The 14,840-nt window shown below is 68.7% G+C and carries 12 protein-coding genes and 1 tRNA gene; 6 read left to right on the forward strand and 7 right to left on the reverse strand.

Features of this window, described 5'->3' with window-relative positions; all coding sequences use genetic code 11:
- Positions 1-2: 2 nt before the first annotated feature.
- Positions 3-593, reverse strand: coding sequence for a TetR/AcrR family transcriptional regulator (locus tag OIE69_RS02845; protein WP_326570323.1), 591 nt, complete (start codon positions 591-593; stop codon positions 3-5).
- A gap of 111 nt (positions 594-704) precedes the next feature.
- On the opposite strand from OIE69_RS02845, the gene OIE69_RS02850 reads away from it, so the two are divergent.
- Positions 705-1,715 (forward strand): NADP-dependent oxidoreductase, encoded by a 1,011-nt coding sequence (locus OIE69_RS02850; protein ID WP_326580929.1) that lies wholly within the window; start codon positions 705-707, stop codon positions 1,713-1,715.
- On the opposite strand, the gene OIE69_RS02855 is transcribed toward OIE69_RS02850, so the two are convergent.
- Positions 1,712-3,811, reverse strand: coding sequence for a glycosyltransferase family 4 protein (locus OIE69_RS02855; RefSeq protein ID WP_326570324.1), 2,100 nt, complete (start codon positions 3,809-3,811; stop codon positions 1,712-1,714). The genes OIE69_RS02850 and OIE69_RS02855 overlap by 4 nt on opposite strands.
- A 322-nt stretch (positions 3,812-4,133) precedes the next feature.
- Entirely contained in the window at positions 4,134-5,000 is an 867-nt protein-coding gene (locus tag OIE69_RS02860) for a helix-turn-helix transcriptional regulator (protein ID WP_326570325.1), read from the reverse strand.
- A gap of 597 nt (positions 5,001-5,597) precedes the next feature.
- Between OIE69_RS02860 and OIE69_RS02865 the strand changes: the two genes are divergently transcribed.
- The 4 genes from OIE69_RS02865 to OIE69_RS02880 all read left to right on the forward strand — a co-directional run bounded on the left by OIE69_RS02865 (position 5,598) and on the right by OIE69_RS02880 (position 10,017).
- Positions 5,598-6,068 carry a VOC family protein gene (locus OIE69_RS02865; RefSeq protein ID WP_326570326.1) on the forward strand — a complete coding sequence of 157 codons (471 nt, stop codon included), beginning with the start codon at positions 5,598-5,600 and terminating at the stop codon, positions 6,066-6,068.
- Positions 6,069-6,374: 306 nt separating this feature from the next.
- A complete protein-coding gene (locus OIE69_RS02870) occupies positions 6,375-7,805 on the forward strand; it encodes a dihydrolipoyl dehydrogenase family protein (RefSeq protein ID WP_326570327.1) in 1,431 nt (476 codons plus the stop codon).
- Between the two features lie 117 nt (positions 7,806-7,922).
- A tRNA-Met gene (locus OIE69_RS02875) sits at positions 7,923-7,997 on the forward strand.
- 520 nt (positions 7,998-8,517) lie between these two features.
- The gene (locus tag OIE69_RS02880; RefSeq protein WP_455550600.1) at positions 8,518-10,017 is read left to right on the forward strand and encodes an ISL3 family transposase; all 1,500 of its coding nucleotides are present in this window, start codon (positions 8,518-8,520) and stop codon (positions 10,015-10,017) included.
- Between the two features lie 21 nt (positions 10,018-10,038).
- Here OIE69_RS02880 and OIE69_RS02885 read toward each other — a convergent pair whose 3' ends face one another.
- The gene (locus OIE69_RS02885; protein WP_326570329.1) at positions 10,039-10,374 is read right to left on the reverse strand and encodes a hypothetical protein; all 336 of its coding nucleotides are present in this window, start codon (positions 10,372-10,374) and stop codon (positions 10,039-10,041) included.
- A gap of 277 nt (positions 10,375-10,651) precedes the next feature.
- Positions 10,652-11,611 (reverse strand): phosphotransferase enzyme family protein, encoded by a 960-nt coding sequence (locus OIE69_RS02890; protein WP_326570330.1) that lies wholly within the window; start codon positions 11,609-11,611, stop codon positions 10,652-10,654.
- A gap of 267 nt (positions 11,612-11,878) precedes the next feature.
- Between OIE69_RS02890 and OIE69_RS02895 the strand changes: the two genes are divergently transcribed.
- Positions 11,879-12,340: a hypothetical protein gene (locus OIE69_RS02895; RefSeq protein ID WP_326570331.1), complete on the forward strand. Its 462-nt coding sequence runs from the start codon at positions 11,879-11,881 to the stop codon at positions 12,338-12,340.
- A 268-nt stretch (positions 12,341-12,608) separates the two neighbouring features.
- On the opposite strand, the gene OIE69_RS02900 is transcribed toward OIE69_RS02895, so the two are convergent.
- Together OIE69_RS02900 and OIE69_RS02905 are read right to left on the reverse strand one after the other, a co-directional pair.
- Positions 12,609-13,253: a dihydrofolate reductase family protein gene (locus OIE69_RS02900; RefSeq protein ID WP_326570332.1), complete on the reverse strand. Its 645-nt coding sequence runs from the start codon at positions 13,251-13,253 to the stop codon at positions 12,609-12,611.
- A gap of 457 nt (positions 13,254-13,710) precedes the next feature.
- Positions 13,711-14,757 carry an aldo/keto reductase gene (locus tag OIE69_RS02905; protein WP_326570333.1) on the reverse strand — a complete coding sequence of 349 codons (1,047 nt, stop codon included), beginning with the start codon at positions 14,755-14,757 and terminating at the stop codon, positions 13,711-13,713.
- Positions 14,758-14,840: the final 83 nt, after the last annotated feature.

The raw sequence follows: 14,840 nt of genomic DNA on the forward strand, positions 1-14,840 counted from the left end.
AGCTACGAGCGCGCGTCCGGCGTTCCCCTCACGGCATCGCCACTGGCCGCGCCGGTCAGGATCGCGCTTGCGACGACGTCGAACAGGTGGCCGGCGCGCGGCGCTAGCGCGGGTTGATCGCCGAGCCAGGCGAGCGCCGCCACCAGCGCGAACACATCGGCGCCGTCGATGTCGCTCCGCGCCAGGCCCGCGGCCTGGGCGCGCGTGAGGAGCCGCGCACCGGCTGCGCGCAGGGTGACGCACGAGGCGTGGAGTGCGGATCCCGAGTCCTCGATCGCGGCGGCCATCAGCACGGTCACACCCCGGTACTCGGTCGTCCACTCGACACAGTCCCGTAGCCACGAAACGAGAGCTTCGTCGGGCGAGCCGGACGTTTCGAGGGCGCCTGCCTTGGCCGTCAGTTCGTCGAAGCTCGTGTGGAGCAGGGCGTCGAGCAGCGCCTCGCGTGTCGGGAAGTGCCGTAGCAGCGTCGCCAGGCCGACGTCGGCCCGGCGTGCGATGTCGCGCAGTGACACCTCGACGCCTTGCTCGGCGATGGCGGTGCCCGCGACTGCGAGCAGGTGGTCGCGGTTCTTCCTGGCGTCGGCCCGCATCTGTCCCTCTTGACTATCCGGATCGGTGGTCCATATATTCGGACCAGTGGTCCACCTATGTGGATCGCTGATCCGAATGATCGTATCCCGCATCACAGCCAGGAGAAAGCGATGCCGAAACACACTATGAGGGCGGTCCGGCTCCACGAGCACGGCGGCCCTGAGGTTCTGCGCTACGACGAGGTGCCGATGCCCGAGCCGGGGCCGGGCGAGGTGCTCGTTCGCGTGCACGCGGCAGGCATCAACCCTCCGGACTGGTACCTGCGCGACGGAATGTCCAACCTGCCTCCGGAGGTGAGGCCGAAGTTCAGCTTGCCAGTCGTTCCGGGGACGGACCTGTCGGGCGTCGTGGAGGCCGTCGCCGCGGACGTGGAGGACTTCTCCATCGGGGATGAGGTCTTCGGCCTTCTTCGCTTCCCCAGCTTCGACGGCAGCACCTACGCCGAGTACGTGGCCGCGCCTGCGTCGGACCTCGCCCACAAACCGGCCGGCGTCGATCACGTGCACGCCGCCGGGGCGCCCATGGCCGGGCTCACCGCGTGGCAGTTCCTGATCGGACTCGGACACGATCACCCCTCGCCCTTCCAGGCGGCGCAGCATCGTCCGGTGCCACTCGACGCCAACACGACGGTGCTCATCAACGGCGCCGCAGGGGGCGTCGGGCACTTCGCGCTACAGCTGGCGAAATGGAAGGGCGCACGTGTCATCGCGGTGGCCTCGGGCGCACACGAATGGTTCCTGCGCGACCTCGGCGCCGACGAGTTCATCGACTACACCAAGAGCCGCCCAGAGGAAGTCGTGCACGACATCGACCTCGTTCTCGACGCCGTGGGTGGCCCCGACAGCAAGCGCCTGCTGCGCACGCTCAAGCGCGGCGGCTCCCAATTCCCCGTGTTCTTCGGGGAATTCGACGAGGAAGAGACCGCAAGGCTGGGCGTCACCGTCACGGGCACCCAGGTCCGCTCGAACGGCGCACAGCTCGCCGAACTGGGACGCCTGCTCGACGCGGGCACGGTCCGCGTCGCCATCGACAGCACGTTCGCGCTCGCGGATGCCCGGGCCGCGCACGAACGCGCCGCCCGGGGACACATCCAGGGCAAGATCGTGCTCACGGTCGCTTAGGCATCCGTGTCCTCGGCGGCGTCCCTGACGCTCAGCGCCAAATGGTTGCTGACCGTGAAGAACGGCTTGATACGGGTGGCGCCGCGCTCGGCATGGTCGAGCAGGATCGGCGGGAAGGCGTCGGTCTTCTTGCGTTCGACGAGATCGCCCGTGATCCGTCCGACAGGCACGGTCCGGTCGCCGAGCTGAAGCCACAGATCCCACAAGTCGTGCTCGACGCTGCGCCGTTCCATGGTCTCGCGGTACGGCAGGACGAACTCGAAGCGGTCGTCGCCCAGCACGCGAACCGGCACCTCGAAGTCGTGGGCGGTGTCTTCCCGGGACACGGCGCGGACCGTGGCGTCGGCGGTCTCCGCGAGCCGGGCGTCGCCCAGCAGCCGGACCGTGACGGTGGCCTCGCTCTCACCGATGACGGCCGACTCCACCTCTCCGTGCGCCGGGCGCAGCCAGGTCCGAATCGCGAGGAACCCGTCACTGGTGGCGTAGGGGATCCACGAGGACACTCCGTCGGTGCCGACCACCGGCGTGAGGGGGATCAGCCGGGCCTGTTCGACGAGTTCGGCGGCGATGCGGTACCGCTCCTTGGTTCCGCGGACGCGCACATAACAGTCCCACCGGCCCTCGGGCAGCTGGTGGGCGGCACGCTCGACCAGTGCGGTCGCGTGCTGCCCGCCCGTGGCGGCAGGCTCCAGCGGTACCAGGATCTGCCGGCGCTCGGGGTCGCGGCGGAGGCGTGCGACGAAGTCCAGCGGCTTGGTGCGGGGGATGGTGTCGAGGTCGAGCCGGACCACGAACCCGCCGTCCGCCGTCGCGGCTACGTGACTGCGGGGGGCGGGGGGCTGCTCGGCGTCAGCCGGCTGCGGGTCGTCCTTCCTGCCCGCGGACGGGACGAGGGCCCGCAGCGAGGTCCGCAGCCGGGTGGCCAGCGAGCTTCGGCTGCGGCGCTCCCGCTGGAGGCGTTCGAAGAGTTCCTCGTAGCGTGCGGCGATCACGGCCGGGGCGTAGGTCGCGGCCTTCGCCTGTGCGGCGGTGCCCATACGTCGGCGCAGCTCGGAGTCGTTGATGAGGCGAAGCAGGGCCTGGGAGTACGCGTCGGGGCCGCCGTCCAGCGGCACCAGCAGCCCGTCCTTGCCGTGGGTGATGATCTCGCCCGGGCCGTGCGGGCAGTCCGTCGCGACCACCGGGACTCCGCAGTGCATCGCCTCCACGATGGTCATACCGAAGGACTCGCTGTCCGAGGAGACGGCCGCGATGGCACCCTTGCTCCACTCGGTCTCGATCGGGGAGACCGGACCCATCAGGAAGATGCGGTTGTAGAGGCCGAGCGCGTCGATCTGCTCACGCAGCGCGGCCCGCATCGGGCCGCGCCCGTATATTCGGAGGGTCCACTCCGGGCGCTCGGCTGCCACCTTCGCGAAGGCGTCTATCAGCCGGTCGTAGCGCTTGACCGCCACCAGCCGGCCCGCGGCAATGATCATCTTGCTGTCCAGGGCGGACATCTCGACAGCAGGTGCCGGCACTCCGTTGGGGACGCAGACGACGCGGTCGGCGAAGTCCGGGAGGGCCGCGCGGTAGTCGGCGGCGTCGGCTTCGGAGACGGTCACGAACGCGTCGAGGCCGGCTGCCGCGGCGTTCTGGTCGTTACGCAACTGATCGCTGTGGGAGTGGAGGGTCAGATGTTCCTGTCCCACCCTCATGTAGTGGCTCTGCCCGTAGCGGGACAGGTACCCGTTGAGGATCGGGCGGGTGGCGACCACCACGTCCGCGTCGGTCCGCGCCAGGTAGTCGGCTATCCGCTGGTCGTGCAGCCCGGTGAAGTGGAGCTTCCCGAAGTCCACCCCCGACTCCGGGAACATGCTGTTCGGCCGGCGGGTGAGCTCGTGCTCGCCCTCGTACGTCGGGCTGTCCGGCCGCATGTCGATGAGCGACTCGAGCCTGACCCGCGGGTCGAGGGAGAGCGGCGGTTCGTCCAGGACGCGGTGGACGCTGACAACCTCCACCTCGTGCCGCTCGGCGAGGCCGGCGGAGAGGTTCGCGGTCGAGCGGATGGTGCCGCCGATACCGTACGCGTTGTTGATCAGAAACGAGACCTTCATCCATCCACCCTTGTCGCTGCCCCGCACCCAAACAGTCCGTGAACGCCACGCCATGAAGACATAGCCACTCGGGAACTGTCAAAGAGTAGATCATCGCTCCGCGAGGAAGCCCGCCATCGTATTCCGCAACGCCTCCGGAACGCCTCCGTGCCGTCGATTCAGGCGCAGTGGCCGCACCTGGGCAGCGTCACGTGGCGGGCAGAGCCCGGAGCAGTCTCCCGGAGGCATCAGCTGCACCTCTCGCCCGCCCGGTGCCCCGAACGAAGAGAAGGTGGTCACCGGGCGAATCCCATGCGTGCCGCAACCGATCCGCCGGACGATGCTAGGTGTCCATGTCGTCGATCCGGCCGGCGAGGGCGCGCAAGGCCTCGGAAGACCGTGAGCCCGGTTCCGCCGTGCTCACGAACAACCATTGGTCCGGGTCACCCGGAAATATGAGGGTCTCATAGTTCAGGGTGAATTCGCCGACTACGGGGTGCCGGTAGTGTCTCGTCCCGTGAGAAAAGGCCTCCACATCGTGCGCGGCCCACCATCGGCGAAAATCTGTGTCCGCCTCCGAAAGGAGGTCGATCAGCTCGGTCAGTTGCGGATCGTTCGGACGCCTGCCCGCATACAGGTGCAAACCCGTGACAACCATGCGGGCGGCCATGTCCCACTCGACGAACAGTTCACGCGCCACAGGGTCGAGAAACATGAATCGCGCCAAATTGCGCTCACAGATCGGCATGGTCTCGAAATCGGCGAATATCGCGCGTGCCATCGCATTCAGGGCGAGGACGTCCATGCGGCCGTCGAGGATCATCGCGGGAGTGTCCCGAAGCACCTCAAGCAGTGCGTACGCACCCGGACGCACCCGACGGGGGTGAGCGGACCGGCTGACCGTGACCACGGACTGCGGCCTGGCCAGGGCGAACAGATGCGCACGCTCGACGTCATCCAGCAGCAGAGCGCGGGCCACGGCCTCCAGCACCGCTTCGGAGGCATTGGCCACCCGTCCGCGCTCCAGTCGGACGTAGTAGTCCGCACTCAATCCCGCCGAGAGGGCGACCTCCTCGCGGCGGAGTCCCGGAACACGGCGACTCGATCCCGGGGTGACTCCGGCCTGCTCGGGAGTCACCCGGGCCCGCCGCGAACGCAGAAAGTCGCTCAGCTCCTTGTTGTCACCCGAAGCGGACGACGCCTTGGCCATATATCGAGGTTAGCCCTCGATGCGCCATTCCAGCAAGACGACCACGGGAAAGGGCCACGCCCGGAAACGAAAAAAAGGAGCCGTGCCGTTTTCTGCCCGACAAGCGGCTGACGTCGACGAGCGGACGCCTTTTGCAATCCTGGCGTATGAAATCATCCGCCCCGCCGATCGGGCCGATACGTGCGCGCCCGCGATATTCAGAATCACCTGATACGAGGCCGGGTTACCGCCACGACCGCAGACACGGTCCGGCAGTCGGCGCCGCAAGCCGCCCGCAACGGCCACCGCCGCCCGACCCGCGGGAGTCCGCGGTCAGGTGCCGGACGCCCACGACGCAGTGCGAGCGGAGCCGGTCCCGGCGAGTCGCATGTCCTGTCGGCGGCCGGGCACCGTCTCGGGGCCCGCGCCGGCGAGGTCACCACCTGGGTTCTCGTGAAGCCCCCTACCACCCATTACCGGCAATGGGGCTGGGGGGACCTGCCAGTACCTGGACCAGTGGGCCACGGCCGAGGCAGGCCTGCTGCACCGCTCCCAAGCGCCCTCTCGGCTGGTTCTCTGGAAACACGCCGACATCGCCAAGGAAAAAGGAAATCTCCCATGAACCTGAAGCTCGAAATGATCGTGCTGCCCGTTTCCGACACCGACCGGGCCAAGGCCTTTTATGAGAAGGCCGGATTTCGCCTGGACGTCGACTACACGGCCAGCGAGGAATTCCGGGTGGTGCACCTCACGCCGCCCGGCTCCGAGTGCTCGATCATCTTCGGCGAGGGGATGACGCCCATCGCACCCGGCTCGTTCCAGGGCCTGTATCTCATCGTCTCCGACATCGAAGAGGCGCATGCGGAGCTCACCGGGCGCGGCATCGAGGTCAGCGAGATCTTCCACGACGCCGGCCCCTTCTTCCACGGCCACGGGGGCGGGGACGTCACCCACCGCAAGCCCGGCCAGGAGCGGCTGCCCGGCCTGCACCCCGAGCGCGCCTCCTACGGCTCCTTCCTCACCTTCAGCGACCCCGACGGCAACGGCTGGGTGCTCCAGGAGGTCTCGCAGCGCCTCCCCGGCCGCTGAACAACCCCACCAGCGCCCGTCCGCAGGCCGCAGCGGGCCGTGTCCGACCCGGATGGGCAGCCGGTCCGGCCCGGCGGTTCCCGCGGGCCGGGCCCAAGGCCCGCACCGGACCGCCGGGCGACGCCACACCCCTCTCCCCCGCCCGGGCCGGCCCATCCGCGACCGCACCCTCCGTGCGGCACGGCGGCCCGGGCGCCGGACAGCCGCGGGTAGCGGCAAACGCGGCAGGCGACGGGCCGGTGCCGCAGAAGTGTCCGGCCAAGTAACGGAAGCAATGACGAACGAAACAGTGAGGACCACAGCGTGATGAACGAGACCACCCGCACCTACGACGTGATCGTCATCGGCGGGGGGCCGGTCGGCGAGAACGTGGCCGAACGCGCCCGCGCCGCAGGGCTCAGCACCGTGATCGTGGAGCGCGAGCTCCTCGGCGGCGAGTGCTCGTTCTGGGCCTGCGACCCGAGCAAGGCACTGCTGCGGCCGGTGGTGGCACGTGCCGACGCGAGCCGCATTCCCGGGCTCGACCCGGCGGTGGCCGGCCCGCTGGACGTCGAAGCGGTTCTCGCGCACCGCGACAAGATGTCCTCGTACTGGAAGGACGAGGACCAGGTCGACTGGCTGAACTCGGTCTCCGTCGATCTCATACGGGGTCACGGCCGCCTCACGGGCCCCAAGCGGGTGGCCGTGCAGACCCCGGAGGGCGACACCATCGCCCTGGCGGCCCGCCACGCCGTCGCCGTCTCCACCGGCACCCGCGCCGCCCTGCCCCCCATCCCCGGAGTCGACACCGTCCGCCCCTGGACCAGCCGCGAGGCCACCAGCGCCGACAAGGTGCCCGGCCGCCTCGCCGTCGTCGGAGGCGGTGTGGTCGCCGTCGAGATGGCCACCGTCTGGCAGGCCCTCGGCTCCCAGGTCACCATGCTCGTCCTCGACAACGGACTCCTCGAGCGGATGGAACCGTTCGCCGGCGAACTGGTCACCGACGGACTGCGCGAATCAGGCGTCGACATCCGCTTCAACACCACCGTCACCTCCCTGACCCGCGAAGACGGCGAGGTACGGATGACACTCTCCGACGGAGGGCAGCTGGTCGCGGACGAGATCCTGCTGGCGACCGGCCGCGCCCCGCAGACACACGACGTCGGCCTGGAGAGCGTCGGTCTCACCCCCGGCGACTGGCTGGCCGTCGACGACACCTTCCGTGTCACCGACGTCGACGGCGGCTGGCTCTACGCCGTCGGCGACGTCAACCGCCGCGCCCTGATGACGCATCAGGGCAAGTACCAGGCCCGCATCGCAGGCGCCGCCATCGGCGCCCGCGCCAATCAGGAGCCCATCGACGACGCTCCCTGGGGCGCGCATGTCGCCACCGCCGACCACGCGGCCGTCCCCCAGGTCGTCTTCACCACCCCCGAGGTCGCCTCCGTCGGCCTGACCAGCCGCGAGGCCGAGAGGAGCGGGCGCCGCATCGAGGTCGTCGACTACGACCTCGCCCACGTCGCCGGCGCCCACCAGTACGGCGAGGACTACCGCGGCAGGGCCCGCATGCTCATCGACACCGACCGCAACACCGTGGTGGGCGTCACCTTCGCCGGCCCCGGCGTCGGGGAACTGGTGCACTCGGCCACCATCGCGGTCACCGGCGAGGTGCCCCTCGACCGGCTCTGGCACGCGGTCCCCGCCTTCCCCACCCTCGGCGAGGTCTGGCTGCGGTTGCTGGAGACCTACCGCGGCTGAGCTCGCCCCGGCCGGCACGCGGGGCTGTCCTGCCCCTGTCCCATTGGCCGGCACCGGCGCGTCTCCGCGATAAATCCCCGCACGGTCGGCCCGAGTAGCGTAAGCTGACTGCACCGACGCGGGGTGGAGCAGCTCGGTAGCTCGCTGGGCTCATAACCCAGAGGTCGCGTGGTTCAAATCCCGCCCCCGCTACGAACATCCGGCCCCTGCCCGACTTCCCGTCGGGCAGGGGCCGGAGTCGTATACGGGCGCTCGAACCGACCGAGGTTGACAGTCCCGACGGTGCTCCGCAGGGGTCCGTTCCTCCCCGGCCTGGAGGCCGGGGCATCCTGGCACGGAGAACGGCTTCACCGCGATCGCCGTCGAAGGCACACCACTCACCCTCTTCACCCCCGAGGCACCCCGCGGCTGACCTCACCGATCACCAGGGCCCGGCAACCTTCGGTCGCCGGGCCCTCAACGCGCTCTTCGCTCCCCACCATCCCCACTCAGTTGCCGAGCGCACGGACTGAGGAGAAGAGCAGCCCTGGGGATTTTCACGGCTCTGGCCGCAGTTCCGTGAAAGCCCAGGTCAGCGGAGTGAGAGAGGGATCGTTTCGGCAGAGTATGTCCCGGCATGACGAGCAAAACGGTCGAGGCTCTGCTGTTTCCCGGGGTCGATGTGCGAGTGCAGAGCGTCAGCGCCTCCACCGACGTCCTCGTCGTGGAGGCGATGTCCGCTGCTCGGCCGGGCCGATGCCCCGACTGCCGGAAACAGGCCCGCCGCATACATAGCACGTACCAACGCACACTGAACGAAAGGCCGTTGGCCTCTCGCCGGGTCATAATCCGCCTGCGGGTACGCCGGTACTTCTGTGACCGGAGGAGCTGTTCCCGCAAGACGTTCGTCGAACAGGTGCCGGGCCTGTCCGAGCGGCACCGCCGCTCCAGCGTCGGGCTGACGTGGTGGCTGCGGTCGATCGCGGTGGAGTTGGGCGGACGTCCGGCCGCGCGGTTGTGCCGCCGCCTGCGGGTGGTCGCGGGCCGGACCCGGCTACTCAGACTATTGACGGCTCCGACGGTGCCGGATCGCGCGCCGCGGGTGCTGGGGGTCGATGAGTTCGCCTTCCGCAAGGGCTGCACCTACGGCACCGTGCTGGTCGACGTCGAGGCCGGCCAGGTCGTGGACGTCCTGCCCGACCGCACCTCGGAGACGTTCGCGGCCTGGCTCACCGAGCATCCCGGAGCCGAGATCATCTGCCGGGACCGGGCCACCGCCTACACCAAGGCAGTCAGGGAGGCCGCCCCTCACGCCCTGGAAGTCGCCGATCGGTGGCACCTGCTGCAGAACCTGTCCGCCGCGGTGGAGAAGACCTGCCACCAGCACCGCGATTGCCTACGCAAACATGCCGAGGAAGAGACGATGACCGAGGTGCCGGAGCCGCCCCCGACGCTGTTACCTCCCCCGGAACTGCCCCGCACCCAGATCATCGAACGCACCCGCCACCGCTACGAGGACATCCACCGCCTGCTGGACAAACGCTGGACGATCAGCGCCATCGCCCGCCGTCTGAACCTCGACCGCAAGACCGTGCGCCGTTTCCGCGACACGAATCTCGACGAACTGCTGGCCTCCGCCCGCGAGCGCCGCCCGGGCGGCGTCCTGGACCCGTTCAAGGCATACCTCAGCACCCGCTTCACCGAAGCCCAAGGCCAGGTCAGCGGCACCCAGCTGTTCCTGGAGATCCAGGCCCGCGGCTACCGCGGCAGCCGCCAGGTCGTCCGCAAACACCTCGCTGCCCTCCGCGCGGGCACCGCCGAACCAGTCCGGGCCGACATCCCCAGCCCCCGCAAGATCACCTCGTGGATCATGCGGCCCCGGGAAACGCTCGCCGAAAGCCAGGACGAGCGACTTCTTCAAGTCAGGCTCGCCTGCCCCGACGTCACCCGTGCCTGCGATCTCGCGCGGGCCTTCGCCGACATGCTCCGCCACCAGCGCGGATACCTGCTGCTGGAGTGGATCCGACAAGCCGAGCAGGACGCCCCGAAGCCCATGAAGGGCTTCGCCGGCTTCCTCCGCCAGGACCTCGACGCGGTGACCGCCGGGCTGACCCTGCCCTGGAGCTCTGGCGTCGTCGAAGGCCACGTGAACAGGGTGAAAGCACTCAAGCGAGCTATGTACGGCCGAGCCTCATTCGATCTCCTCCGCACCCGGATTCTCACTCAGTCATGAGGGCTGCGACTCACGCTCGCCTCAAGGGACGAATCTGGTGGCAAAGGCCGATATCAGGGTGTCTGCTCTCAGCAGCAGCTCAAGGTTGGAAGTTCCCGCCACGCGGACAGAAACCTCATCGCCACCCACGGCCTTGGCAAGGTGCACTTCGAAGCGATGGTCCGATCCGGCGAGTGGATAGCTGTACCAGCGATCTAGGTGCTCATCATCAGTGGCTTCAAGGCCGAGTTCGACCGCCTGCCAGTCGGTGCCATCGAAGTCATAGCCTGCGTAACGCGCCAGGAGAGCCAAGAAGGGCTGGACGTTCTCGTTCCAGATCCAGCCCTCTACCGCGCGTTCCCGGTCGCTCTCTGCCATGCGGCCAGAGTGTCACATGCGGCACGTGCGCTCCCTGCCATATGTCCGTTCACGGAACTGCGGACAGAGCCATTTTCACGAATCCGCATCACCGGGATACGTGCGCAGCGAGAACGCCCGCCTCCTGCGAGGCGCCGTCGCGCGCTTGACCTCCGGCTCGTTCGAGAACGTTGCCATTGCAGCCTCCTGTCGTAGGACACAGATGCCGTCATGCCGCACCCACATCCGTGCGGGAGGTCCTCCGGACAGGAGACGGGTTCAGATCTATCAGCGAAATCTAGGCAATTGGCATGACATCAGGATCGATTACTGCGAGATCTCGAAGAAAGTCACGCTTGCGCGGATGCGACCAATCACCCCATTCGTCGGCATCGACCAAGGTCCAGGTCCCCCACTCCGTAATGAGATAGCGCAGGGCAGTGGGCCACAGCTTGACCTCTGCTTCGGAGAGAGAAACCCGGGCCAGGTACTCACCTGTGAAGACCTGCCACTCGGCCGGGGTGAACAGACGCGGAGGCGCGGAGGGATGCTCATTGTGGAACAGGAGTGCCGCCATCGCGAGGTCGATGACGCGGGGCAGGTAGTCGGCATTGTCAGGGTCGACCAGCACCGGCCCGTTGTCGGTGAACACAAGGTTGTTGGCCTTGAAGTCGGTGGACGCGGCCACATGAGGCAGCTCTCCATCCCGGATGGCGGGCAGCGTTTCGGCCATGAACGAGCGGTGCCATGGTGCGGATCGAGCCAGGACGGCCTCCGCGATGTCGGGCGCCCGGAGGGTCAGCACCCGGCGCAGATCCTCGATCTCCGCCTCCACGTCCGCGTCGTCGTGCTCGGGCCACGCGAAGCCCGGCAGCTCCGGATCCCGCTCGTACGCGTGCGCGTGCATCCGGCCGAGCAACGCACCGGCGGCGGCGATGTCGGCGAGTGACCCGTCGTACGGCCGCCCGGAGATCCAGGGGTAGGCGACCCAGACGCGGTCGCCGATGGGCGCGGGGTTTCCGGGCAGATCGAGTGGAGTGACGACCCCGATGCCGCTGTCCGCCATCGCCCGTGTCCAGCGCCCGATCGCGGCGGCGGCGGGCAGGTTGCGGGTGCGCTTCACCGCCGACGGACTTCCGGCGACAGTGGCGCGAAAGACGGGGGCGTAGTCGTAGCAGGACTCCTCAGGCCGGTCCTGCTCGGGGATTCCGAAGTGCTCGAAAACCTCGGCGTGATCCGCGGCCTTCTCCCGGTCCATGGCTCTCCTTTCGTCGGAACGAGTCACCGTGCCCGATGATCGCATCGCCCTGGACGGGCACTTGGCAAGTTGGCCGAAGCCGGCGCCGACCCCCCGGATCCGATCTCGAACGGCGCGATGCAGTCTTCGGCGACTCAGGCAGAAGCCTGCGTGGCCGCCGGCGGGATCAACGCCGGACATGGTCCGACCGCACCACGTTTTGGCATTGACATGACAGTTTCCTATCACCAGACTCGGGGCGTCGCAACGGCATCACAGGGGGAGAATTTGATCAAGAACAAGCTCCGGATCGCGGCCGTCGCCCTGCTCACGCTGGGGGCGAACGCCCTCACCCTGGCGGGCCCGGTCTCAACCGCCCACGCGGGTGCGTTCGGAACGGTGGAGAACAGGCTGCCGTCGAACTACACCGTCAAGACAGCCCGCTTCCTGAGTGACGGCGCCAGCAGGTGCAACCTGTGGAACCCCAGCGGCGGGAACGACGGCAGCGCCAATGTCGTCCGGGCCACCTGGAACTGCAACACCCGGTGGCTGCCGTCCGGAAAGTCGAGCGACAGCGAATTCGGCTGGCTCTACGACGCGGACGGCGTCATGGTCGAATCGAACTACATCTACCAGGACGGCAGCTGGGCGCAGTCCCCCACGGCCTTCATGTGGACCCGCTTCCACGACTACGACCGGGTCATCTGCGCGCTCAACTCCAACGGCCAACCGCACTGCTACACCGCATAACCGGCCCGCTCGAGCCGGGGGACGGGCCGATAGCGGCGCCCGTCCCCCCGGTGCCGACCCAGCGTGAGCCGGCGGGTCACCGAAGCCGTCTCGCGGATACCCACGTCCTGCACCGCTACCTGCGTCGGCGCAACGCTCACGCCCGCCCACCTGGGTACTCGTCACCACCCCGCACGCCAGTGCGCCCGCATGCCGAGTGCGAAGGGCGCCGCCGGGGAAGGGCGGACGCCCCCTCACTGTCGTGGCCTGACTCAGGCGGGTCCTCGCCTCACCTTCGCCAGAACAGGTGGTGCGTCACGCCGCTCGCACTGGGCACGACCTCCAGGTGGAACCGGTCGAGCAGCTCCTCGGGGGACTCCCACAGTCGCAGTCCGGTCCCTAGCTTTACGGGCGCGACCGCCACGTGCAGGGAGTCGACGAGGTCGGCGTCGAGGAACTGCCGGATGGTGGTGACGCCGCCGCCGAGTCGGACGTCCTTGCCCTCCGCTGCTTCACGCGCCCCCTCCAGGACGGTGGCCGGGTCGCCGTCGACGAAGTGGAACGTGGTGTCGGAAAGCGCGAACGATGGACGCTTGTGATGGGTCATGACGAACACCGGCGTGCGGAACGGGGGCTCCTCTCCCCACCAGCCGCGCCACTCATGGTCGTGCCAGGGCCCGCGCTGGGGCCCGAATTTGTTGCGGCCCATGATCTCGGCACCGATGTTGCGGGCGAAGTCCCGCGTGAAGTAGTCGTCCAGGCCCCGGCTGCCTCCCGGATCGGTCCGGTTCGGCCAGCTCGCCGTGGCGCCGGCCCAGCCGAACAGCCTCTCGGGGCGGTCACAGCCGAACGGCCTCTCCAGGCTCTGGTGCTCACCGGCACCGATTCCGTCACTCGAGACATTGAAGTTCATGACTCTCAGCAGTTGATCCACGTCATTCCTCATCAGGTCCTGTCGCGTCACCCGGTGGCGAGGCGCCCCACACCATGGCGTCGAACGGAACACGACCGGATCGACAGCGGCCCGCAATATTTTTTCCCAGCGCGTCAGGACACAGCCTCACCTGCGGTGCGGCCGAACCGGACACGAACGGCATCGCGGCGACCGGTAGCCCTGGTCGGATTCCTTCAGGAAGGTTCGGCGCCCAGGACATGCCCGGCGGGGCTGCGGGTGTGGGCCGACGCGGGCCACGCGGTCACCACCGCGATGGCCGGCAGGACGACGAACGCGGCAGTGAGCAGCCACCATCCCAAGGGCGTGACCTGCGTGCCGAAGAGCCGGTACAGGCCGGACCTGCGCAGCGGTGCTCCAGCCGAGGAGCGTTGAGCGTGGACAGTGCCACCGGCGTGAGCGTGACGGCGAGCAGCACCTGCCCGGTTCGGCCGCGGCGTCAGACGTTGGCGTAGCCGGGGATCCCGGCCTTGATGCGTTCGAGTTCGCGCACGTCGGCGATGCCCTGGAAGTCGTGGCGGGGTGTGTAGGGGGTTTCCAGGCGGCGGGCCTCCTCGTCGGTGATGTCGAGGTCGAGGGACGCGACGGCGTCGTCGATCTGCTGAAAGGTGCGGGCGCCGACGACGGGGGCAGCGACGACGGGGTTGCGGCGCAGCCAGGCCAGGGCGATCTGGGCGCGGGTGCGGCCGCGGGCCTCGGCGATGGCGCCGACCTCGTCGATGATCTGCCGGTCGCTGTCGGCGTTGGTGTAGAGCGTGTCGGCGTAGGCGCCGTCGGTCGCGGCGCGCTCGCCGTCGTTCGCCTGGTCGTAGGGGCGGGCGAGCCGGCCGCGGGCGAGAGGGCTCCAGATCATGGTGGCGACGCCCTCGTCGGCGCAGAGCGGGAGCATTTCGCGTTCCTCCTCGCGGGCGAGCAGGTTGTAGTGGTCCTGCAGGGTGGCGAACCGTGCCCAGCCGTGACGTTCTTGCAGGTGGAGGGACTTGGCGAACTGCCAGGCGTGCATCGAGGACGCGCCGAGGTAGCGGGCCTTGCCGGACTTCACGACGTCGTGCAGCGCTTGCAGCGTCTCCTCCAGCGGCGTGTCGTTGTCGAGTCGGTGGATCATGAAGACGTCGACGTAGTCGGTGCCCAGTCGGCGCAGGCTGTGCTCGACCTCGCTCATGATCGCCTTGCGGGACAGGCCGCCGCCGTTGGGACTGCCCGGGCGCATGGCGTGGCGGACCTTGGTGGTGATGACGACGTCGTCGCGGTTCGCGTAGTCCTTCAGCGCGCGGCCGAGGATTTCCTCGCTTGACCCGTAGGAGTAGAGGTTGGCGGTGTCGAAGAAGTTGATGCCCGCTTCCAGGGCGTGCTTGATGAGAGGCCGGCTGGCCTCTTCGTCCAGGGACCAGACGGGGTGGCCGCGGTCGGGTTCGCCGTAGGTCATGGCGCCGATGGCGACCGGGGAGACGTCCAGGCCGGTGCGGCCGAGCTTGATGTAGCGCACGAAAGGGCTCCTACAATGGAGGACGACAGTAAGCGGAGATCTCTCCGTTTGACCTCGGTCACGTTAGCGGAGAGTTCTCCGCT

Origin of the sequence: Actinacidiphila glaucinigra (genome assembly GCF_035918135.1) — a bacterium.
GTDB classification, from domain to species: domain Bacteria; phylum Actinomycetota; class Actinomycetes; order Streptomycetales; family Streptomycetaceae; genus Actinacidiphila; species Actinacidiphila glaucinigra.

Coding starts and splice junctions, on each gene's coding strand:
- OIE69_RS02845 (WP_326570323.1), bottom strand. CDS start 593: ATGCGGGCCGACGCCAGGAAGAACCGCGACCACCTGCTCGCAGTCGCG.
- OIE69_RS02850 (WP_326580929.1), top strand. CDS start 705: ATGCCGAAACACACTATGAGGGCGGTCCGGCTCCACGAGCACGGCGGC.
- OIE69_RS02855 (WP_326570324.1), bottom strand. CDS start 3,811: ATGAAGGTCTCGTTTCTGATCAACAACGCGTACGGTATCGGCGGCACC.
- OIE69_RS02860 (WP_326570325.1), bottom strand. CDS start 5,000: ATGGCCAAGGCGTCGTCCGCTTCGGGTGACAACAAGGAGCTGAGCGAC.
- OIE69_RS02865 (WP_326570326.1), top strand. CDS start 5,598: ATGAACCTGAAGCTCGAAATGATCGTGCTGCCCGTTTCCGACACCGAC.
- OIE69_RS02870 (WP_326570327.1), top strand. CDS start 6,375: ATGAACGAGACCACCCGCACCTACGACGTGATCGTCATCGGCGGGGGG.
- OIE69_RS02880 (WP_455550600.1), top strand. CDS start 8,518: ATGTCCGCTGCTCGGCCGGGCCGATGCCCCGACTGCCGGAAACAGGCC.
- OIE69_RS02885 (WP_326570329.1), bottom strand. CDS start 10,374: ATGGCAGAGAGCGACCGGGAACGCGCGGTAGAGGGCTGGATCTGGAAC.
- OIE69_RS02890 (WP_326570330.1), bottom strand. CDS start 11,611: ATGGACCGGGAGAAGGCCGCGGATCACGCCGAGGTTTTCGAGCACTTC.